The sequence below is a fragment of the gamma proteobacterium symbiont of Axiagastus rosmarus genome (assembly GCF_059730925.1).
Map to the genome: position 1 here is coordinate 3,903,372 of NZ_AP035925.1, position 21,288 is coordinate 3,924,659.

Genomic DNA, 21,288 nt, shown 5'->3' on the forward strand with positions numbered 1-21,288 from the left:
TTATTCTTCATCAAGATGTTCTTTGATCATCAGCAGGAACGGCTTACCGAAGCGCTCCAGTTTGCGATGACCGACCCCGTTCACGCTCAGCATCTCTGAAGCGCTGACCGGCATTTGTTCTGCCATTTCAATCAGCGTGGCGTCGTTAAACACCACGTAAGGCGGAATATTCTCTTCGTCGGCGATAGCTTTACGCAGCTTACGCAGCTTGGCGAATAGCTTGCGATCGTAATTGCCGCCGTAGACTTTTGGCGCGCTGCTGCGGCTTTTCACCGTCACGGTGCGCGGTACCGCCAGCATCAGCGGCACTTCAGCACGCAGCACCGGGCGCGCGGCCTCGGTGAGCTGCAGCGCCGAGTGCATGGCGATGTTTTGCGTCACCATGCCCAGATGGATCAGCTGGCGCAGCACGCTGACCCAGTGCTCCTGACTCTGCTCGCGCCCGAGGCCGTACACCGGCAGTTTGTCGTGGCCGTTATCGCGGATGCGCTGGTTGGTTGAGCCGCGCAAAACTTCAACAATATAGCTCATCCCAAAACGCTGTCCGGTACGATAAATGCCCGACAGCGCTTTTTGCGCTTCGACCAGGCCGTCATAGCGCCGCGGCGGATCGAGGCAGATATCGCAGTTGCCGCACGGCTGCTGGCGACCTTCACCAAAGTAGTTAAGCAGCACCAGACGACGGCAGGTTTGCGCCTCGGCAAACGCGCCCATGGCGTTGAGTTTGTGGCGTTCAATATCCTGCAGCGGCCCGGGCGCTTTCTCTTCCAGGCACTTACGCAGCCACGCCATGTCGGCCGGGTCGTACAACATCATCGCTTCCGCCGGCAGGCCATCACGCCCGGCGCGGCCGGTCTCCTGATAGTAGGATTCGATATTACGCGGAATATCGAAGTGCACCACAAAACGCACGTTGGGCTTGTTGATGCCCATGCCGAACGCCACGGTCGCGACCACGATTTGCAAATCGTCACGCTGAAAGGCTTCCTGCACGCGTGCGCGCTGCTCGCTGTCGATGCCGGCATGATAAGCGCCAACGCTGATGCCGCGACTCTGCAGACGCGCAGCGGTGTCTTCCACTTTGGCGCGGCTGTTACAGTAGATGATGCCGCTTTTGCCGCGCTGATCCTGCACATAGCGCAGCAGCTGCTCGGTAGGCTTGAACTTCTCCACCAGCGTGTAGCGAATGTTGGGACGGTCAAAACTGCTGATCTGAATCAGCGGATCGTGCATCTGCAGCAGATGCACGATGTCGTTACGCGTGGCTTCATCGGCGGTGGCGGTCAGCGCCATCACCGGCAGCTGCGGAATGCGCTGGCGCAGCTGACCGAGCGCGCCATATTCCGGACGGAAATCGTGGCCCCACTGCGAAATACAGTGCGCTTCATCGACGGCCAGCATCACCGGATTCCAGTGCTGCAGGGTGTCGAGGAAGTTATCCATCATCAGACGTTCCGGCGCGATGTACAGCAGCCGCAGTTTGCCGCTGCGGCAGTCCGCAAACACCTGCTGCTGCTGCTCACGCGTCTGCGTCGAGTTAAGGCACGCCGCCGCCACGCCGTTTGCCAGCAGCTGATCGACCTGATCTTTCATCAGTGAAATCAGCGGCGAAACCACCAGCGTCAGCCCTTCGCGCACCAGCGCCGGGATTTGATAGCACAGCGATTTGCCGCCGCCGGTCGGCATCACCACCAGGCAGTCGCGCCCTGACAGCGCGGTTTCGATGATGGTTTGCTGACCCGGACGGAACTGCTGATAGCCGAAGGTATCCTGTAATACCTGCTGCGCCAGCGTTTCCTGATTAAGCACTGCCGATGTTGCCACGGTAATCCTGTTTTGACTGGTTAGAACAGATCGTTAAGCGTTACGCCGACGCCAAGACGCGTCTGGCGATGGTTATAGTCAACAAGGGATTCACCATAACCGCTGAACAGCTGCGTGTAAAAGCGCACGTGTTCAGAAATCGGATAGCTCCACGCGAAGGTTGCACCGCCGTAGCCGCTATTCCAGTTGTAGTTGCCTTCCACGCTGAAAATGCTGTCGCCGAGCATATAGCCCAGCTTCGCGCGGTAGTAGCCCATGTACTTGGTGATGTCCGGGTTATCGTCGTTGCTGGCACTTTCCGGCAGACGATACCAGGGTTTGATTTCCGCCAGGAAGTTGCCGTTCTCCGCCATCAGACGGGCGTAAGCGCGGTTCCAGCTGCGTGACGTGGGATCGCTGCGGCCATTTGACTGATGATTCAGACCCAGCTCGACGTCGCGTAATGTCCAGCCGCCCAGCGAATAGTCGGTGGCCCAGCCGAGAAAAATCTGCGGCTCATAGTTGGTTTCACGAAACGGTGATGAAGCCCCCCGGTTCGACAACTGCCACCAGGAGCGCTGAGTATACGACGCGGCCAGCACCGAGTTGTCACCCAAAATGCCGCGCCACAGCGGAAACGCCAGGCTGAGCTGGAATTTTACTTCATCCTTTTTCGCTTTGTCTGCCCAGTTGTAAGAGGAAATCGCCTCTTTATTCATGTCGCTGGTGTAGGTGTAAAGCAGATAGTTATTTTCATAGGGATAAAGCACGAATGGGTTATCGTGTTTTTCCAGCAGGTTAGCGATAATACTGCCCTTCACTGCTGGTGCGTCATGAACCTCTTTCACGGTGGCTTCATCGGCCTGCGCCAGCGCAGGAACCATAAATGCCGCGGCCAGCAAGGCGTACTGCTTACGCATAGAATTCTCCAGAGCGCTGCAAAAGTTATCGTCGGGCGACGGTTCAAAAAGCACGCCATTCTACACGCAAACCCGGTGGTTGATTAGCGCGGATTTCTGAAACTGGAAAGCGGCGCGAACGCGGCATAATATACACAATTCTTTAACATCTTAAGGCAGGAAAAATGTCATCCCCGATGCTGACACAGCAGGAAGCGCGCCGGCTGATTGGCGAAATTTTTGTCTATCACATGCCGTTTAATCAGGCATTGGGCCTTGAGCTGGATCGCCTTGAAGCCGATTACGCCGAACTCGGCTTTGCCAATAAAACCATGCTGGTGGGTAACGCCGCGCAGCAGATTCTGCACGGTGGCGTGATTGCCTCAGTGCTGGATGTTGCCGCCGGGCTGGTGTGCGTCAGCCATGCGCTGTCGCGCCAGCAGAGCATCAGCGAAGAGGAGCTGCGTCAGCGCCTGTCACGCATGGGCACCATCGACATGCGCGTCGATTACCTGCGCCCGGGCCGCGGCGAGCGCTTTGTCGCCACCAGCAGCCTGCTGCGCGCCGGGAATAAAGTCGCGGTAGCGCGCGTCGAATTGCACAATCAGCAGGGCGATTACATCGCCACTGCGACTGCGACCTATCTTATTGGTTAACTTCGCGCGGCCTGCCACACTCGCCGCTTTTCTGGAATAGATGATGGATACGCAACAAACGCGTCAGGGCATTTTTTATGCGCTGGGCGCTTACTTTATCTGGGGCATCGCGCCGGCCTATTTCAAGCTGGTCAAAGAGGTGCCACCGACGGAAATTATGACCCACCGCGTAATTTGGTCGGCCCTGTTTATGCTGGGGCTGATTACCCTGAGCCGCAGCTGGCGTCAGGTACGCAGCGTGCTGGCGCAGCCGAAAAAAGTGCTGCTGCTGGCGCTGACCGCACTGACTATCGGCGGCAACTGGCTGCTGTTTATCTGGGCGGTGAATAATCAGCATATGCTGGAGGCCAGCCTCGGCTACTTTATCAACCCACTGATTAATGTGGTGTTTGGCATGCTATTTCTGCGTGAGCGCTTCCGCCGTCTGCAGTGGCTGGCGGTGCTGCTGGCGGCCACCGGCGTGCTGGTGCAGCTGTGGCAGTTCGGTTCGCTGCCGATCATCGGCCTCGGCCTGGCGCTGAGCTTTGCGCTGTACGGGCTGGTGCGCAAGAAGATTCAGGTTGATGCACAGAGCGGTATGCTGATTGAAACCGCGTGGCTGTTCCCGCTGGCGGCCATCTATCTGTTTGGCTTTGCTGACAGCGCCACCAGCCACCTCAGCGCTAATCCGCTCAGCCTGAACCTCAAGCTGATCGCCGCCGGCATCATTACCACCATTCCGCTGATGCTGTTTGCCGCCGCCTGCGCGCGCCTGCGCCTGTCGACGGTCGGTTTCTTTCAGTATCTGGGGCCGACGCTGATGTTCCTGCTGGCGGTGCTGTTTTACGGTGAGAGCCTGACGCCGGATAAAATGGTGACCTTCGGCTTCATCTGGCTGGCGCTGGCGATCTTCATTCTGGACGCGCTGCTGTTTTCAGCCCGCACGCGCGTGCGCATAGCGTGAGATAAAACGGGCCATCGCCGGGCCGGTGAGCAGAATGGTAAACAGACGCAGCGTCTGCAGCGCCATGACAAACGCGATATCGACCCGGCTGCCAGCAGCAATAATTGCCACCGTATCCAGCCCGCCCGGGCTGGTTGCCAGATAAGCGGTCATCAGATCGACGTGCAGCACGCGCGTCAGCATCCACGCCAGCCCCCCGCACAACAGCATCAGGCCGATAATCGAGGCGATCATTTGCGGCAGCGTGCGCAGCGCCAGCAAAAAGATCGGCCGGGTAAAGCGCAGGCCAACGCTCCAGCCGATCAGCGCATAGGCCAGTGCCAGCAGCCACTCCGGCACCTGCAGCGTCGCGACCCCCGTTCCGTGCAGCGTGGCACCCATCAGCGCCGGCAGCAGCAGCGCGCCGGACGGGATACGCAGTTTCTGCCCCAGCCACGCACCCGCCACCATCACCAGCAGCGTCAGCGCGAAGCCACTGTGCAGCGGCGGCAGCCAGACAATGTGGGCGGCGGCACCGCTGCTGCTAAGGCCGATGCGGGCCACCACGGCCGCCGCGGTGGCGACAAACAGTACGCGCAGATATTGCATAAACGCCACCAGCCGCACGTCGGCGCCGAAATCACCCGCCATCGCCACCATTGCGGACGCGCCGCCCGGCGACGATCCCCACGCGCCGGTCGGTCCCGGCAGCGAGCTAAAGCGCACCAGCAGAAAACCGGACAGCCCGCTGGCCGCCAGCGTCAGCAGCAGCACCGCCAGCACCACCGGCCAGTCATCGAGCAGCGGTGAGAGGATCGCTGGCGACAGGCTCTGGCCGATCATGCAGCCCAGCACCGCCTGCGCCAGCACGAACAGCCGTTTGTCGATGCGCACGGTTGCGCCGCTCAGCCCCATAATGGTACCGACAATCATCGGACCGAGCAGCAGTGCAGCCGGCAGGTGCAACAGCTGGAGCAGGCAGCCCAGCACCAGCGAAGCCGTCAGCAGCAGCGCCCACTGCTGCCGCAAAGAGAAACGCGCCATAAGGTGGAAATCAGAAAGTGAGTTGAGGCAACAGGTTAGCAGATTAGCGCTGGCGCGTCAGGGGTAAGGCGCCAGCAAAAGACCGCACGCTGTTGTAGCGGCGCAATTTATTGCGCTCAGGTTTGCGTATTAATAACGCGAATGCCACGACGCAATATGCTGAGCATCCGTTAGACAAAGCGCGATGAATCGCGCCGCTACGGTTCTGTGCGATGATGCAATGCTGTGCGATTACAGCCAGTTCTTCCGTTTGAAATAGAGATACGGCGCCAGCCCGGCGAGAATCATCAGGCCAATCGCGCCGGGATAACCAAAGCTCCACTTCAGCTCCGGCATAAACTCAAAGTTCATACCGTAGCTGGAGGCCACCAGCGTCGGCGGCAGGAACACCACGGACACCACCGAGAAGATTTTGATGATGCGGTTCTGCTCGATGTTAATAAAGCCCATCGCCGCCTGCATCAGGAAGTTAACCTTCTGGAACAGTGATTCGTTGTGCGGCAGCAGCGATTCGATGTCGCGCAGGATCTCGCGCGCCTGCTCCAGCTGATTGCCCGGCAGCCGCGCTTTACGCACCAGGAAGTTCAGCGCGCGCTGGGTATCCATCAGACACAACCGCACCTTCCAGCCGATATCTTCCAGCTCCGCCAGGCGCGACAGCGCGTCGTCGTACTCTTCGCCCTGCTGCCCTTCCATGATCACGCGGCTGAGTTTTTCCAGCGCGCTATAAATGTTCTCGATCTCATCCGCCAGCTGCTCGATTTTGGTTTCGAACAGATCGAGCAGCAGCTCGTAGGCGTTGCCGTCGGTCAGCTGCTGATTGCGCGCGCGCATGCGGTACAGGCGGAACGCCGGCAGCTCACGCTCGCGCAGTGTGTACAGGCGATCTTCGCGGATGGTAAACGCCACGGTGGAGTTGCCGGCGTGATCTTCAGCATCTTCAAAAAAGAAAAAGGAGTGGATGTGCAGGCCGTCTTCGTCTTCGAAGAAACGCGCCGAGGCCTCAATGTCCTCCAGCTCGGGGCGCGTTGCCAGGCTCTGCCCCAGTTCCGACTGCACGCGCTCACGCTCGCTGTCGTCCGGCTCGATCAAATCGACCCACACCGAGGTGTTGAGTTTGTCGTTGTTGTCTTCCAGCTCGATGCGCGTCAGGCGATCGCGCTCCAGTTTAAATGCGCTCAGCATAGCAATACTCCCCATTGCAGACGACATGGGACAAGGCGGTGAACCGCAGTGCTGCTGGCACCACGGGCACGGCAAAGCCTGAACGCGGAAACTTTCGCTTCAAGGGTAAATCAGTGCTGACTCGTGCGACGGGATCAAAAAGGGAGGTCGCTGATAACCGCTAAGGCTACCCGCGTTAAAGAGGTAGCCTTAGAAATTGTCCCTGTTAACCAGGGTATAGAGCCAGCATCGACTGGGCGCGTCCAAGGCATTGTCCTCTCATGATAATAGTGCGCGCATGTTACGCTGAGACGAAAAAGTCGTCAAGGTAGCGCAACCGCGCTACACGGTTTCCAGCCGGGCGTAAGCCGCCACCAGCCACTTGATGCCCTGGCCCTGGAAGGCCACCTGCAGACGGCTGTGCTCGCCGCTGCCTTCCAGATTGATAATGGTGCCTTCGCCGAACTTAGCGTGGCGCACGCGCTGCCCGAGCGCGAAGCCGCTGTCGCTCTTCACCACCGGTGTGCCCATGCGCTGATGACTCACCGGCCGGCTCACGCTGGCGCGCAGCCGCACCTCTTCCACGCACTCTTCCGGCAGTTCACCAATGAAGCGCGATGGCCGGTGATACACTTCCTTACCATAAAGGCGACGGGTTTCGGCGTAGGTGAGCGTCAGCTTCTCCATCGCGCGCGTCACGCCGACATACGCCAGGCGACGCTCCTCCTCCAGCCGGCCGCCTTCGTCCAGCGACATCTGGCTCGGGAACATGCCCTCTTCCATGCCGACGATAAACACCTGGCTGAACTCCAGCCCTTTCGCCGAGTGCAGCGTCATCAGCTGCACCGCATCCTGCCACTTGTCCGCCTGGCCTTCGCCAGCTTCCAGCGCCGCGTGCGACAGAAACGCCTGCAGCGGCATCAGATCTTCGTCTTCGTCCTGATAGCTGAACTGGCGCGTGGCAGTGACCAGTTCCTCTAAGTTTTCGATACGCGCCTGGCCTTTTTCGCCCTTTTCCTGCTCGTACATCAGCCACAGGCCGGAGTCTTTAATCACCCGATCGGTCTGTACGTGCAGTGGCAGCTCAGCGGTTTCCGTTGCCAGCGCATCCACCAGCTCGCAGAAGCGCTGCAGCGCCGAGGCGGCACGGCCAGCCAGCGCTTTGGATTGCAGCAGTGCGCGCGTGGCCTGCCACAGCGTCAGCTGCTGCTCACGTGCGGTCTGGCGCACCACGTCGAGCGTGCGATCGCCAACGCCACGCACCGGCGTGTTGACCACGCGCTCGAATGCCGCATCGTCATTGCGGTTGGCCAGCAGCCGCAGATAGGCCAGCGCATCTTTGATCTCCTGGCGCTCGAAGAAGCGCATGCCGCCGTAAATGCGGTACGGCATGCTGCCCTGCAGCAGCGCCTCTTCCAGCACGCGCGACTGGGCGTTGCTGCGGTAGAGAATGGCGCAATCCTGCAGCGCGTTGCCGTTTTCATGCCAGGTTTTGATGCGATTGACGACAAAGCGCGCTTCATCCAGCTCGTTGAACGCGCAATACAGTGAAATCTTTTCGCCGTCGCTGCCGTCGGTCCACAGCTCTTTCCCCAGACGGCCATTGTTGTTGGCAATCAGGGCGTTAGCTGCTTTCAGAATGTTATTGGTGGAGCGATAGTTCTGCTCAAGACGGATGGTTTCCGCGCCTGGGAAATCCTGCAGGAAACGCTGGATGTTCTCCACCTGCGCGCCGCGCCAGCCGTAAATGGACTGATCGTCATCGCCAACGATGATGACCCGACCGCTGTCGCCTGCCAGCATGCGAATCCACGCGTACTGAATGTTGTTGGTGTCCTGGAATTCGTCCACCAGAATATTGCTGAAGCGCTCGCGGTAGTGATTGAGAATCTGCGGCTTGTTGAGCCACAGCTCATGCGCCCGCAGCAGCAGTTCGGCGAAGTCGACCAGCCCGGCGCGATCGCAGGCTTCCTGGTACGCCTGATAGATACGCAGCCACGTCTGCTCCACCGGATTGCCGTAGCTTTCGATGTGCTTAGGCCGCAGCCCTTCGTCCTTTTTGCCGTTGATGTACCATATGCCCTGACGCGCCGGCCACTGTTTCTCGTCGAGGTTCATGGCTTTGATCAGGCGCTTGAGCAGACGCAGCTGATCTTCGCTGTCGAGGATCTGGAAATCCTGCGGCAGCCCGGCATCCAGGTGGTGCGCGCGCAGTAAACGGTGCGCCAGGCCGTGGAAAGTACCAATCCACATGCCGCCCTGGCTGGTGCCAATCAGCTGGTCGATACGGTGGCGCATCTCCGCCGCCGCCTTGTTGGTGAAGGTCACCGCCATAATTGAGTACGGCGAACAGTTCTCCACCGACAGCAGCCAGGCGATGCGGTGCACCAGCACGCGGGTTTTACCGCTGCCCGCTCCGGCCAGCACCAGCAGATTGCTGCGCGGCGCGGCGACCGCTTCGCGCTGTTTGTCATTCAAGCCGTTAAGCAGATCGGAAACGTCCATAAGCACCGTTTTAAGCAAGTAGGATGCGTATCCTGCACCGTTCGCGTTGCCGCCAGGCGGCAAGGGCAGACATCTGCGAGGGCGTAATCAGCTAAGCGATCAGGCTGGTGACACACAGCCTGCACGGCCGCGCGTTGCAGAATACAGAATACGACTGGATAAATTTACAGCCATTATAGCAGCGAGGTCAGCGATGCCAACTGATGAATTTCCACGTGTGGCAGCAGGCGCGCGTCATCAATCTTCATCAGATTGCCGTCACGCAGGTTGATCCAGCACGCCTGCAGACTGGCGCGCAGCGCACCGGCGACGTCGGTGGTCAGGTCATCGCCGACGTGCAGAATATGCTGCGGCGCAATGTCCAACCGTTCGGCGGCCAGATGGTACATATCCTGCCACGGCTTGGCGCGGCCGTGCGGACCGGCGCGCAGCGCGAACTGGAAGTAGTGATCAATGCCGAGCTTTTGCGGGTCGGCGTTGCCGTTGGTGATCGCCACCAGCGGCACGCGCTCGCCGAGCCAGGCCAGCGTCTGATGCGTCTCTTCTGGCATCTCCACCGCACTGCGCCACTGGTGAAACACGCTCATCACGTCCCGGGCACCTGCGCTGGCTTGCGCGGCCGGCAGTCCGGCGTTGAGCAGCGCCAGCTCTACCGAGCGGCGACGCCACTCAGAGACATCGTGATAAATTTCCGGCTCACGCAGCAGCAGTTCATCGCGCAGCGCCTGATAATCTTCCGGCGTAAACTCGCGCAGCGCCGGGTGATACGCCTGCAGCGCAGCGTGCGATTCCGCCGTGGTTTTACGGATCACCGGATAGTTGTCATACAGCGTATCGTCAAGATCGAAGGTGATGGCTTTGATCGGGCCCAGCGGGCGATAAAACTTCATTCAGACTTTCCTCGTTTGGCACGCGGGTGTGCCGCATCGTATACCGACGCCAGATGCTGGAAATCCAGGTGGGTATAGATTTGCGTGGTCGAGAGGTTGGCGTGGCCGAGCAGCTCCTGCACCGCGCGCAGATCGCCGCTCGATTCCAGCAGATGGGTAGCAAACGAGTGGCGCAGCTTATGCGGGTGGATATGGCTGGCGACGCCCTGCTTAATGCCCCATTCGGCGAAGCGTTTCTGCACATTGCGCGCCGAAATACGGCTGCCGCGCGTCGACACAAAAACCGCATCATCCTGCGGCGCGAAGCTGTTGCGTAACGGCAGCCAGTGCTGCAGCCAGGTGACGGCGGTGCCGCCAATCGGCACGCGGCGCTCTTTGCTGCCTTTACCGCGCACCCAGACTTCACCGCTCTCCAGGTCCAGATGACGACAGTCGATGCCCACCAGCTCAGCGAGACGTAAACCGCCGCCGTACATGGTTTCCAGCATGGCGCGGTCGCGCACCGCCAGCGGATCGTCGAGATCGATCTCCAGCAGCTGGCTGACTTCGTCGACATCCATATTTTTTGGCAGATGCCGTGCGTTGCGCGGCATGGCGATACCTTTGGCCGGATTGGCCGTCAGCATGCCCTGACTGACCTGCCAGTCGAGAAAACTGCGCAGCGCCGACATGCGCAGCGCCAGGCTGCTGGCCCCGAGGCCGCCGCGCCGGCTGCGCGCCGCCAGACTGCGCACCTGTGCCGGTTCCAGCTGCGACCACGCGGTAATGTGCATGTCATCCGCCATGGCGATAAGCGCCTGCAGCTGGCGCTGGTAATTTTTTTGCGTCAGCGGGCTGAGCTGGCGTTCGACTTTCAGATAGCGCAGAAAGCCCTCAACGGCCGGCAACAGCGGGCTGGCGCTGCTCATGCGCGCTCAACCCAGCGAGACAGCAGGTCGGGCAGCATTTGTGCCAGATGCTGCAGCAGCAGCGTGCCCATGCCCGCCTGATAGTGCTGGTTGTCGCGGCTGCTGAAGATCAGTACGCCGAGATCGCCCTGCTCGCCCATCAGCGACATCGCCACCGATCCGACGGCTTTTGCCTGCGGCAGCAGCAGCAGCAACTCCGGTCCGTTCAGGCTGCCAAGGTAGTGATGCTGCTGACCAAAGCGCTGGATGCGCAGCGGCTCAAACGCCTGGCGTGACAGACCAAGCTGGGTGAAATCGGAGGGTGCGCCGATGCGCCAGCGGTCGCTGAACAGCCGCACATTGGCGCCCGCCAGGCCAAGCTCGCGCGCCCAGCGATGCAGGCGCGTCAGCATCTCCTGCAGGCTATCGGCCGCCGCGAGATGGCTCTGCAACGCCAGCAGGCGATCGAACAGCTGATGATTGGCGGTTGCCTGCTCCATCAGCAGCGTGATCTCCTCTTCCAGCTGCTGGATGTGGTTGCGCTGACGCGCCATATGCCACTCCACCAGCGATACGCTGCCGCGCACCGGATGCGGCACCATCATTTGCTCAACCTGGCGCGCATTGCGAATAAAGAAATCGGGGTTGTGACGCAGCCAGGCGCTCACCGCCTGATCGTCCAGCAAAACCGCGCTGTCGGTCTGCTCTTCGATATTTTTCATAGATGAATAAACCCATCATAGACGTGTGTGGCTGGCCCGGTCATAAACAGCGGCTGACCGGCCCCTTTCCAGGCGATATGCAGCGTGCCGCCGGGCAGATCGACGCGCACTTTCTCCGCCAGAATGCCCTGCTGAATGCCGCAGGCCACTGCGGCGCAGGCGCCGCTGCCGCACGCCTGGGTTTCGCCCGCGCCGCGTTCATACACGCGCAGACGGATGTGTTCCGGATTGACCACTTCCATAAAGCCGACGTTCACGCGCTCGGGAAAGCGCTCATGGCTCTCCAGTGCCGGACCGAGCGTCTCCACCGCGGCGGTTTTCACGCTTTCAACCTGGATCACGCAGTGTGGATTGCCCATTGATACCGCGCCAAACATCACGGTCTGCTCGGCCACGCGCTGCAGATAGAGGTTTTCCGCCTTGTTAGCGCGTAGCGGCACCTGCTGCGGGTCAAAGTTGGGCTCGCCCATGTTAACGCGTACCAGCTCATCGCTGGTGACGCTCAGTATCATGCGGCCGGTCTGAGTGCTGACGCGAATGTCGCTTTTATTGGTCAGCCCTTTGAGGCGAACAAAGCGGGCAAAACAGCGCGCGCCGTTGCCGCACTGCGCCACTTCGCTGCCGTCAGCGTTGAAGATGCGGTAGTGGAAATCGAGATCCGGATCGTAAGGTGGCTCGACGATCAGCAACTGATCGAAGCCGATCCCCAGATGCCGATCCGCCAGGCGGCGAATCAGTTCCGGCGAAAAAAAGACGTTTTGCGTCACGGCATCGACGACCATAAAGTCGTTACCGAGACCGTGCATTTTCGAGAACTGCATTTTCTGCTCCGCCGGATGACTCATCGGGTTTAATTCGCCTGCACGCCAGCCGGTTTGCTGGTGACCAGGCCGCTGGTATCCGCATCCTGTGCCGCTTTCTGCTGCTGCTCAGTCACCGGCTGATTTTTCTGTTGCGGCCGATCGTTGGGCGGGAAATACAGCGGTCCTTTCAGGCCACAGCCTACCAGGCTGACCAGTGCCAGCGCCATACCCAGCTGGCTCATCACTCGTATCATTCTGTCTGCTCTTTTTATCCAAATCCCAGCTGCTTATCATCGCAGTTGACGTTGTAAAAGCAACAGGAAATATCCGGCAGAAGGTTCAGAAACGGGGGCAGGCCACTGCGTTCAGCACAGCGGCTTTAATGCATCTGGTAGCGCGGCTGGAAGTCGCCGTTGTCGTTGTCCGGCTGGGTGGCGCACAGCTGCGTCAGCGTCTGGCTGCGGAACGGAATCACCTGGAAGCGATCGCCGGCGTGCACAATCTGATAGAACTGCGGCAGGTTGAAATTGATAAAACTCGAGCCGTAGGTAAAGCGATCGTGCGACGACGAATAGAAGCGGCTGACGTCACGCACCAGCTCCTCTTTGCTGCCTTCGCAATGGTGATACACCTCCACCCGGTTGCTTTCATCAAGGATATAGATGTTGAAGCCGCGATCGTCACTGGTATCTTCAAAGAAGAACTGAATGATGCCTTCGCTGGCGTAGCCGTTGACCACCGGCGGCAGCGGCGTCTGGTTCGATTCAACTTTGATCGACAAACCGTGCAGCTTGTTGTTGGAAATCGCGCCGTAAAACTCGACCGCGTTTTCCAGCTTCTGCACTGAGACGCTCATGCGCTCGAAAAACAGGCCCCAGGTCTGACCGGCCATGCGCAGCGCTTTAAAGCGGCCCGGCTCCTGACGCGTGCTCGACAGACGCAGCTCAATGCATTCCGACACCAGCTGCTGCACGCGGGTACGAATCAGGCCGCGCAGATGCTGGCTGTAGCAGAATACTTCTACCGTGTCCGGCGGTGCGGCGTCCTGATGCATTTTGCCCAGAATGGTTTTCAGCGCTTCAATCATCGCCTGCTCGCCGCTGAAGTGCAGCGTACGCACTTCGTTCCACGAGTTGCGGTACAGCAGATCGATGCTGCCGATCAGGCACTGCTGCTGCTGACCAAAGCTAAACACATCCAGCTTACGGAAGTCGAAGTGCACTACCTGATTGCGGAACGCCGAGGTCGGATCGTGTTCGAGGTTAACGATGATCGCCAGATGCCGGATTTCGCACGGGCTGTAGAGCGCTTTCGGCGTCGGTGCCGGCAGACGCAGCGGGAAGTGGCTGGAGACATCGTTGACCAGCTCCTGCAGGCGCGGCAGATCGCAGAATTCGTTGCCCTTGATGTGCAGACGGGTTTTGCGCGTCAGCAGTCCGTTAAACCACGCCCATGCCACTAACTTGTTGAGATAGCGGTTATATTCCAGCGGCTGATGGCTGATGATTGAACTCATGTCCGGCGACTGGTTATACAGATACCAGCCGGCACGGTTGGCGCGCCCGGCCGGCACATGAATAAAGGTCAGGTTCTCTTCCGACAGATCGGGCGAGATTTGCGGGTTCACCAGCGTGACTTTGCCCGGCAGCGCTTCAAACGCGGCGTACAATTTACGCGTCAGCACGCCGATGTCCTGCGGGCTGGCGCTGACGCTTAAATTGTTGCGACGGGCAAAACGGATCAGGTTGCGATAGCTCTGCATCATCGCATCCAGCAGCTCGTTGTGCGCCTCGCGCACCCGTTCGATTTTCCACTGCGCGCGATTATCCAGCACCGCCAGCTTCTCATCGTCCCAGCCCCACTCTTTCACCAGCTGCGACAAAATTTCACGCCGCCAGCCCGCGCGCGGATGCTGCTCCTCGCTGGAGAGTTTTTCGCACACTTTGAGGTAGAAACAACGGCGCACAAGGTCGAGGCGCGCGGTGTCATCGACGCTGGTCAGGTAGCGCGTCACGCGCTCCAGCATCATGCAGTAGGGATCGAGACCGAAGCAGACAATTTCGCCGTCGTGCAGTCGCTGTTTGATATCCATCGCCAGCAGCTGCGTGTTCGGGTATTCCCAGCTGTAAGCTTCCAGCAGCAGGGTTTTCAGCACCGCTTTGTACGGCGAATCGATACTTTTATACAGCTGCCACAGGCTGGCACCGAAATACTCTTCCGCCGACAGCGTGCCGAGACCGCCGAGATCCAGCCACTCATTCGGCGTCAGCACGCCCTGTGAATAGAGCGACATCACGTAATCGTCGTAGTGATGTTCTTCTTCGCCGGGCACCATGTTCCACAGAATGCGTTTCCCCGCCATGCGCACGGCGGTACGGTAGAACTCATCCAGCAGTAAAATATGTTGGGTAGAACCGCAGTCCTCACCGCCGAGGCTGCCGCTCTCATTATGGCGGAAACGGTTTTCGTCGATCAGGAAGAAGCTGACTTCCACACCCAGCGACACACACCATTTTTGCAGGAGCGTACACTTGCGCTGCAGATTGAGACGCTCTTCGTTATCCAGCCATGACTGATGGCATACCCAGATGTCGAGATCGGAGACGCTGTTCTGGCCGACGGACGAGGTGCTGCCCATCGAGTAGATGCCGGTGATAGGCAGTTCACCCTTCACCGCGCTGCTGAGGTCGAGCGGATGGTCGCCCGCTAACTGTTGCAGCAGCTGCTGCTGGTTTTCATCAGGCGCAAAGAAGCTGACGCCATGGGGAACGCTACCTTCAAGGTAACCCGGCATCAGCGGATGATGATAATGCAGTAATGTTGGCAGCAGACTGTAGACGTGCTGGAAAGCAGGTCCCATGGCAGCCAGTGCGCGATCTACACGCAGCTGGTTAATCGCATCCAGTCTCTGTTTCAGTGTCTCAATGTAGAGGTACAAGACGTTTCGCCTGATTGTCCCAGTGTTAAGCACCCTGTTTCCAAAATCTGCCACTTAATAATAAAGATGTCGGGCAAATTATTGCTGGAAACGTGATCAATCTAACACCTGGAAGATTGACCGTAAAGAAAGTTGCGCTACCTGACAGTTTAGCACGTTCCAAACGTAGCCCTGCATTTTCGGACTCCAGCCTCAGAATCTGACGCCGTAAAAAGCGGGCTCCGGTCTGAGATTGCAGCCTGGTCAATCCGTTGAAACTGACAGCATTCCCCTATCAATGATAGGATAATCGATGAACGATCAAAATGGTTAACAGCATGTTAAACAAAATTTTCAGAATTGCTACCAGGCAAAGCCCGCTTGCCTTGTGGCAGGCACAATATGTCCAACAGCGCCTGATGGCTGCGCATCCCGGCTTGCAGGTTGAGCTGGTGCCGATGGTCACCAAAGGTGATGTCATCCTTGATACGCCGCTGGCGAAAGTGGGTGGCAAAGGACTGTTTGTCAAAGAGCTTGAGCTGGCGATGCTGGAAAACCGTGCCGATATGGCGGTGCACTCCATGAAAGATGTGCCGGTCGATTTTCCCGACGGTCTGGGACTGGTGACCATCTGCGAGCGCGAAGATCCGCGCGACGCGTTCGTCTCGAATCATTATTCCTCGATCGACGCACTGCCGCAGGGCGCGGTGGTCGGCACGTCCAGCCTGCGTCGCCAGTGCCAAATCAGCGCACGACGCCCGGATCTGGTGATTCGCTCGCTGCGCGGTAACGTCGGTACGCGTCTCAGCAAACTGGACGCCGGCGAGTATGACGCCATCATTCTTGCTGCCGCCGGGCTGAAACGCCTTGGACTGGAAGATCGCATTCGCCAGGCGCTGCCGGCGGAGTTTTCCCTGCCGGCGGTGGGCCAGGGCGCGGTCGGCATTGAATGCCGCCTCGACGATCAGCCGTTAATTACGCTGCTGCAGGCGCTGAACCACAGCGACACAGCCGTCTGCGTGCGCGCCGAGCGCGCTATGAATACCCGTCTCGAAGGCGGCTGTCAGGTGCCGATCGGCAGTTTTGCCGTGCTGGAAGACGATCAGCTGTGGCTGCGCGGCCTGGTCGGTGCGCCGGATGGCAGCCAGATGGTGGTGGGCGAACGTCGCGGCCCGCGTGAACAGGCCGAACAGATGGGGATTTCACTGGCCGAAGAGCTGCTGGACGGCGGCGCGCGCGACATTCTGCGTGAAGTTTATCAGGGACAGCCGCCCGCATGACTATCCTCGTGACCCGTCCGGAACCCGCCGCCAGCGAACTGGTCGCGCGCCTGCGCAGCCAGGGCAAACTGGCGTGGTCGTTTCCGCTGATTGAATTCACGCCGGGTCGCGATCTCCCCCAACTGCCGCTAAAGCTGGCCTCCCTGCAGCCTGGTGACCTGGTATTTCTGCTGTCGCAGCAGGTGGTGCACTTTGCCCAGCCCGCTTTACAGCAGCAGCGCAGCGCGTGGCCGGCATTTCTCGACTATTATGCCATTGGTCGCAGCACCGCGCTGGCGCTGCACACCGTCAGTAATCTGAAAGTTGACTATCCGCATGCGCGGGAAACCAGCGAAGAGCTGGTGCGGCTGAATCGCCTGCAGCAGGTCAGCGGCAAGCGTGCGCTGATTCTGCGCGGCAGTCCGGGCCGTGAACTGCTGGCGGAGACGCTGATCGCCCGCGGCGCGGACGTGCAATACTGTGAGTGCTATCAGCGCTGTGAAAAGCAGTACGACGGCGCGATTGAAGGCCGTCGCTGGCGCGATCGCGGTATTACCACGCTGGTGGTGACCAGCGGTGAAATGTTACAACAACTGTTTGCGCTGTTTCCGCCAATCGATCGGCGGGAATGGCTGCTGCACTGTCGACTACTGGTCGTCAGTGAACGTTTGGCTACCCAGGCCGCCGAATTAGGCTGGCAGGAGATTGAGGTAGCCGATGGTGCGGATAACGACGCGCTGCTGCGTGCGTTACGCTGAACTTAACATTGGGATGAGCCACAATGACGGAACAAAAAGACTCCTCCGCCATGGTTGAAGAAACCACCCCTGCGGACACTTCCCCGACGCCAGCCAGCCAGCCGCCTCGCGCGAAAAAGAGCGACGGCAAGGTGCTGAGCGCGGTGGCAATTGTCATTGCACTGGCGATTGGCGCGGGACTTTACCTGAATGGGAAACACCAGGCCGACTTACAGGCTCAGACTAACCAGAACCTGAGCGAGCAGCTGAGCGCCCTGCAGCAGCAACTGGGCAGCGATAAACAACAGCTCTCGCAGCAGCTGGCGGACGCCAACACCGCGCTGCAGGAAGCGCGCAGCCAGCAGGATAACAGCGCCAAAGAGCTGGAAACGCTGCGTGAAAAAGTGGCCACTATTTCCGGCAACGATACCCGCACCTGGCTGCTGGCGCAGGCCGACTACCTCGTCAAACTGGCGGGTCGCAAACTGTGGAGCGATCAGGACGTCACCACCGCGGCAGCGCTGCTGAAAAGCGCGGACACCAGCCTGGCGGAGATGAACGATCCCAGCATCATGAACGTGCGCCGCGCGCTGACCCAGGACATCAGTTCACTGGCGGCGGTCAGCCAGGTGGACTACGACGGCATCATCCTCAAGCTGAATCAGTTGTCGAACGGCGTGGATAATCTGCGTCTGGCCGATAACGACAGCGATGAATCGCCAATGGATGCCGACAGCGGTGAGCTCTCCAGCTCGCTGCACGAGTGGCGTCAGAATCTGGTGAAGAGCTGGCACAACTTCATGGATGATTTCATCACCATCCGCCGCCGCGATAACACCGCGCAGCCGCTGCTGGCACCGAATCAGGATGTTTATCTGCGCGAAAACATCCGTTCACGTCTGCTGATTGCCGCGCAGGCGGTGCCGCGCCATCAGGATGAGATCTACAAACAGTCCATCGATGCGGTATCCACCTGGGTGCGTGCCTGGTACGACACTAACGATGCGGCAACCAAAGCCTTCCTCGCCCAGCTCGACGAGCTGAGTCAGCAAAGTATTTCGATGGACGTGCCGGACACGCTGGAGAGCCAGGCGCTGCTGGAAAAACTGATGCAAACGCGCGTGCGCAATCTGCTGGCGCAGCCATCGGCTGCGGCTGATCAACAGGGAGGCTAACCATGCTGAAAGTATTGGTGCTTTTCCTGCTGCTGATTGCCGGCATTGTGCTGGGACCGATGGTTGCCGGCCATCAGGGCTACGTGCTGATCCAGACCGATAACTGGAACATTGAGACCAGCGTCACCGGTCTGGCCATCATCCTGATTCTCAGCCTGCTGGTGATTCTGCTGGTCGAGTGGATTCTGCGTCGCCTGTTCCGCACCGGCGCCCGCACCCGCGGCTGGTTCACCGGGCGTAAACGTCGCAGCGCCCAGCGTCACACGCAGAGCGCGCTGATGAAGCTGGCGGAAGGCGATTACCGTCAGGTGGAGAAGCTGCTGTCGAAGAATGCCGATCACGCCGATCAGCCGGTGGCGAACTATCTGCTGGCGGCGGAAGCAGCGCAGCAGCGCGGCGACGAAATCCGTGCTAACCAGCATCTGGAGCGCGCCTCTGAGCTCTCCGAGAACGATACCATTCCGGTTGAGATCACCCGCGTGCGCCTGCAGCTGGCGCGTAACGAAGATCACGCCGCACGTCACGGTATCGATCGCCTGCTGGAAGTGGCGCCGCGCCATCCGGAAGTGCTGCGTCTGGCCGAGCAGGCTTATATCCGCACCGGCGCCTGGGGCGCATTGCTGGATATCCTGCCCTCCATGCAGAAGGCGCAGATTAACGATGAGAACCAGCGTAACGCGCTGCAGCAGCAGGCGTGGCTGGGTCTGATGAATCAGGCCATGGCCGATCAGGGCAGCGAAGGCCTGAAAAAATGGTGGCAGAACCAGAGTCGCAAAACCCGCCAAGAGACCGCGCTGCAGGTGGCGATGGCTGAGCATTTGATTGAGTGCGACGATCCGGACACCGCGCAAAGCATCGTGCTGGAAGGGCTGAAGCGTCAGTATGACGATCGGCTGGTGCTGCTGATGCCGCGCATCAAAAGCGGTGACCCGCAGGCCCTGGAGAAAGCGCTGCGTCAGCAGATTAAGCAGCACGGTGCCACGCCGCTGTTGCACAGCACGCTCGGCCAGCTGCTGATGCGCCACGGTGAATGGCAGCAGGCCGCAGAAGCCTTCCAGCAGGCGCTGGCACAGCGTCCGGATGGCTTTGACTATGCCTGGCTGGCGGACGTTTACGATCGCCTGCATCGCCCGGAAGACGCGGCTAAAATGCGTCGCGAAGGTCTGTTACTGACGCTGAAGAACAATCCTGGTGCCTGATTTTACTGTTGTTATTTTTGTGCACGCCGGGCCAGTCCCGGCTTTTTTTTGCCTGAAAGAAAGTGCAGTGAATACGGCATCAATCCGTGAACGGCAGATAAAAAAACACCTGCCAGAAGCAGGTGTAAGATCAGGTCGGTAAGACAACTGATGGTATCCGACTCAACGTAATGTCCTTCTTACTGCAGTAGCGCGTGCACGTTACTGCCAGCTGGACAACGGATACCGTAAGGGGCTCTGCATCATTCCCAGGTTTATGTTGCATTGGCAAACATAAGAGGTGGAATGAGCATCTACGCAGAGATTATTGCACAAAGCGTGCCAGAATGGCATGAATCTCGGGAAGTTATTTTATATCAGTCATTTAGCCAGCAGTAAGGGACAGAGCGCGGCAGCAACGTCGGGAATTTGCGACACACCTCTTAAAGCTGTCTCCGCTGAGCGACAGGCTGTGCAAGGAAAAGTAAGACTACTAAAAATCAGCAGGTTATATGTCGCGTAAAAGCGACAACTTCCCCGACTGCTCTTCCTTCGCTGCGCCCGGCTCAAACCTCCTTCGGAGGTTCTCATCCTCTTTTGCTACAGACGAAAAAAACCTGCTTTTTTCAAAGCAGGTTTCATGAATGATGGTCGGCGAGAGAGGATTACGCTTCTCTGCGAGAAGCGCCCTGCGGGCCGTTGCTGACGCAACGTTGTCTCGCTTCGCTCGGCTCAAACCTCCTTCGGAGGTTCTCATCCTCTATTTCCTACAGACGAAAAAAAACCTGCTTTTTGCAAAGCAGGTTTCTTAAATGATGGTCGGCGAGAGAGGATTACGCTTCTCTGCGAGAAGCGCCCTGCGGGCCGTTGCTGACGCAACGTTGTCTCGCTGCGCTCGGCTCAAACCTCCTTCGGAGGTTCTCATCCTCTTTTACTACAGACGAAAAAAAACCTGCTTTTTGCAAAGCAGGTTTCTTAAATGATGGTCGGCGAGAGAGGATTACGCTTCTCTGCGAGAAGCGCCCTGCGGGCCGTTGCTGACGCAACGTTGTCTCGCTGCGCTCGGCTCAAACCTCCTTCGGAGGTTCTCATCCTCTTTTGCTACAGACGAAAAAAAACCTGCTTTTTGCAAAGCAGGTTTCTTAAATGATGGTCGGCGAGAGAGGATTCGAACCTCCGACCCACTGGTCCCAAACCAGTTGCGCTACCAAGCTGCGCTACTCGCCGATTTTGTACTGCCTGTTACTGCTTACTTGTTTTGCCTGGTGCGAAGAGAGGGACTTGAACCCTCACGTCCGTAAGAACACTAACACCTGAAGCTAGCGCGTCTACCAATTCCGCCACCTTCGCATGTCCCAGCAAAATCTGGGGTGGCTAATGGGACTCGAACCCACGACAACTGGAATCACAATCCAGGGCTCTACCAACTGAGCTATAGCCACCATAATTCTGGTGCGTAAGCGTAACCGCTTACTTAATGCACTGCATAACGCGGTTAAACCAACCACCGAAGCTCTTGCGCACAAACTAAATGGCGCGCCCGACAGGATTCGAACCTGAGACCTCTGCCTCCGGAGGGCAGCGCTCTATCCAGCTGAGCTACGGGCGCGTAGCGCCGTTGCGGATGGGCATACTACGTATTTGACTCCAGGCTGTCCAGTGCTTTTTCATAAAAAAATCGCGTTTGCTTACGCTTTGTGCATTCCGTCGATAAATAACGCAATTTG

Annotated in this window: 17 protein-coding genes, 4 tRNA genes and 3 other RNA genes; 6 read left to right on the plus strand and 18 right to left on the minus strand. The window is 59.0% G+C overall.

Going from position 1 to position 21,288, the window contains the following annotated elements; translation table 11 throughout:
* Together recQ and pldA are read right to left on the minus strand one after the other, a co-directional pair.
* On the minus strand, nucleotides 1-1,824 hold the full coding sequence (gene recQ / locus AC6I8F_RS18410) for an ATP-dependent DNA helicase RecQ (RefSeq protein ID WP_336701165.1): 1,824 nt from the start codon (nucleotides 1,822-1,824) through the stop codon (nucleotides 1-3).
* 20 nt (nucleotides 1,825-1,844) lie between these two features.
* Nucleotides 1,845-2,723 carry a phospholipase A gene (gene pldA, locus AC6I8F_RS18415; protein WP_498028331.1) on the minus strand — a complete coding sequence of 293 codons (879 nt, stop codon included), beginning with the start codon at nucleotides 2,721-2,723 and terminating at the stop codon, nucleotides 1,845-1,847.
* A 164-nt stretch (nucleotides 2,724-2,887) separates the two neighbouring features.
* Here pldA and AC6I8F_RS18420 point away from each other — a divergent pair, with 164 nt between their 5' ends.
* The gene (locus AC6I8F_RS18420; protein ID WP_031279610.1) at nucleotides 2,888-3,358 is read left to right on the plus strand and encodes a thioesterase family protein; all 471 of its coding nucleotides are present in this window, start codon (nucleotides 2,888-2,890) and stop codon (nucleotides 3,356-3,358) included.
* Nucleotides 3,359-3,401: 43 nt separating this feature from the next.
* Nucleotides 3,402-4,301: an EamA family transporter RarD gene (rarD, locus tag AC6I8F_RS18425; RefSeq protein ID WP_058771068.1), complete on the plus strand. Its 900-nt coding sequence runs from the start codon at nucleotides 3,402-3,404 to the stop codon at nucleotides 4,299-4,301.
* Here the strand turns inward: rarD and AC6I8F_RS18430 are convergent.
* The 9 genes from AC6I8F_RS18430 to AC6I8F_RS18470 all read right to left on the minus strand — a co-directional run bounded on the left by AC6I8F_RS18430 (nucleotide 4,272) and on the right by AC6I8F_RS18470 (nucleotide 15,233).
* Nucleotides 4,272-5,324 (minus strand): AbrB family transcriptional regulator, encoded by a 1,053-nt coding sequence (locus tag AC6I8F_RS18430; RefSeq protein ID WP_498028332.1) that lies wholly within the window; start codon nucleotides 5,322-5,324, stop codon nucleotides 4,272-4,274. The two genes, rarD and AC6I8F_RS18430, sit on opposite strands and share 30 nt — an antisense overlap.
* A gap of 231 nt (nucleotides 5,325-5,555) precedes the next feature.
* Nucleotides 5,556-6,509, minus strand: coding sequence for a magnesium/cobalt transporter CorA (gene corA, locus AC6I8F_RS18435; protein ID WP_010617090.1), 954 nt, complete (start codon nucleotides 6,507-6,509; stop codon nucleotides 5,556-5,558).
* A 321-nt stretch (nucleotides 6,510-6,830) separates the two neighbouring features.
* Complete coding sequence (gene uvrD, locus AC6I8F_RS18440) at nucleotides 6,831-8,993, minus strand: DNA helicase II (protein ID WP_498028333.1); 2,163 nt, start codon at nucleotides 8,991-8,993, stop codon at nucleotides 6,831-6,833.
* Between the two features lie 173 nt (nucleotides 8,994-9,166).
* Entirely contained in the window at nucleotides 9,167-9,883 is a 717-nt protein-coding gene (gene yigB, locus AC6I8F_RS18445) for a 5-amino-6-(5-phospho-D-ribitylamino)uracil phosphatase YigB (RefSeq protein ID WP_498028334.1), read from the minus strand.
* Nucleotides 9,880-10,791 carry a tyrosine recombinase XerC gene (gene xerC / locus AC6I8F_RS18450; protein WP_498028335.1) on the minus strand — a complete coding sequence of 304 codons (912 nt, stop codon included), beginning with the start codon at nucleotides 10,789-10,791 and terminating at the stop codon, nucleotides 9,880-9,882. Before xerC ends, yigB begins: the two co-directional genes overlap by 4 nt.
* Nucleotides 10,788-11,492, minus strand: a complete 705-nt coding sequence (locus tag AC6I8F_RS18455) for a DUF484 domain-containing protein (RefSeq protein ID WP_021506972.1) — start codon at nucleotides 11,490-11,492, stop codon at nucleotides 10,788-10,790. Before AC6I8F_RS18455 ends, xerC begins: the two co-directional genes overlap by 4 nt.
* A complete protein-coding gene (gene dapF / locus AC6I8F_RS18460; protein WP_262264946.1) occupies nucleotides 11,489-12,313 on the minus strand; it encodes a diaminopimelate epimerase in 825 nt (274 codons plus the stop codon). The genes AC6I8F_RS18455 and dapF overlap by 4 nt, the downstream gene beginning before the upstream one ends.
* Nucleotides 12,314-12,342: 29 nt before the next feature.
* On the minus strand, nucleotides 12,343-12,549 hold the full coding sequence (gene lptM, locus AC6I8F_RS18465) for an LPS translocon maturation chaperone LptM (RefSeq protein WP_022548017.1): 207 nt from the start codon (nucleotides 12,547-12,549) through the stop codon (nucleotides 12,343-12,345).
* Between the two features lie 125 nt (nucleotides 12,550-12,674).
* Nucleotides 12,675-15,233: a class I adenylate cyclase gene (locus AC6I8F_RS18470; RefSeq protein ID WP_021506974.1), complete on the minus strand. Its 2,559-nt coding sequence runs from the start codon at nucleotides 15,231-15,233 to the stop codon at nucleotides 12,675-12,677.
* A 317-nt stretch (nucleotides 15,234-15,550) separates the two neighbouring features.
* Here AC6I8F_RS18470 and hemC point away from each other — a divergent pair, with 317 nt between their 5' ends.
* From hemC to hemY, 4 genes are read left to right on the plus strand one after another with little or no spacing between them, the layout of a single operon-like run.
* Nucleotides 15,551-16,492: a hydroxymethylbilane synthase gene (hemC, locus tag AC6I8F_RS18475; RefSeq protein WP_031279613.1), complete on the plus strand. Its 942-nt coding sequence runs from the start codon at nucleotides 15,551-15,553 to the stop codon at nucleotides 16,490-16,492.
* On the plus strand, nucleotides 16,489-17,229 hold the full coding sequence (hemD, locus tag AC6I8F_RS18480) for a uroporphyrinogen-III synthase (protein ID WP_058775513.1): 741 nt from the start codon (nucleotides 16,489-16,491) through the stop codon (nucleotides 17,227-17,229). The genes hemC and hemD overlap by 4 nt, the downstream gene beginning before the upstream one ends.
* Before the next feature lie 23 nt (nucleotides 17,230-17,252).
* Nucleotides 17,253-18,383 carry a uroporphyrinogen-III C-methyltransferase gene (gene hemX / locus AC6I8F_RS18485; RefSeq protein ID WP_058758109.1) on the plus strand — a complete coding sequence of 377 codons (1,131 nt, stop codon included), beginning with the start codon at nucleotides 17,253-17,255 and terminating at the stop codon, nucleotides 18,381-18,383.
* 2 nt (nucleotides 18,384-18,385) lie between these two features.
* On the plus strand, nucleotides 18,386-19,582 hold the full coding sequence (gene hemY, locus AC6I8F_RS18490; RefSeq protein WP_058775512.1) for a protoheme IX biogenesis protein HemY: 1,197 nt from the start codon (nucleotides 18,386-18,388) through the stop codon (nucleotides 19,580-19,582).
* Between the two features lie 627 nt (nucleotides 19,583-20,209).
* On the opposite strand, the gene AC6I8F_RS18495 is transcribed toward hemY, so the two are convergent.
* From AC6I8F_RS18495 to AC6I8F_RS18525, 7 genes are all read right to left on the minus strand, one after another.
* A non-coding RNA gene (locus tag AC6I8F_RS18495) (RtT sRNA) lies at nucleotides 20,210-20,339 on the minus strand.
* Nucleotides 20,340-20,377: 38 nt separating this feature from the next.
* A non-coding RNA gene (locus AC6I8F_RS18500) (RtT sRNA) lies at nucleotides 20,378-20,507 on the minus strand.
* A gap of 37 nt (nucleotides 20,508-20,544) precedes the next feature.
* Nucleotides 20,545-20,674: non-coding RNA, RtT sRNA (locus AC6I8F_RS18505), on the minus strand.
* A gap of 37 nt (nucleotides 20,675-20,711) precedes the next feature.
* Nucleotides 20,712-20,788, minus strand: a tRNA-Pro gene (locus AC6I8F_RS18510).
* A 36-nt stretch (nucleotides 20,789-20,824) separates the two neighbouring features.
* Nucleotides 20,825-20,911 (minus strand) — tRNA-Leu (locus AC6I8F_RS18515).
* A 16-nt stretch (nucleotides 20,912-20,927) separates the two neighbouring features.
* Nucleotides 20,928-21,003: transfer RNA gene (locus AC6I8F_RS18520), tRNA-His, on the minus strand.
* Nucleotides 21,004-21,093: 90 nt separating this feature from the next.
* A tRNA-Arg gene (locus AC6I8F_RS18525) sits at nucleotides 21,094-21,170 on the minus strand.
* Nucleotides 21,171-21,288: the final 118 nt, after the last annotated feature.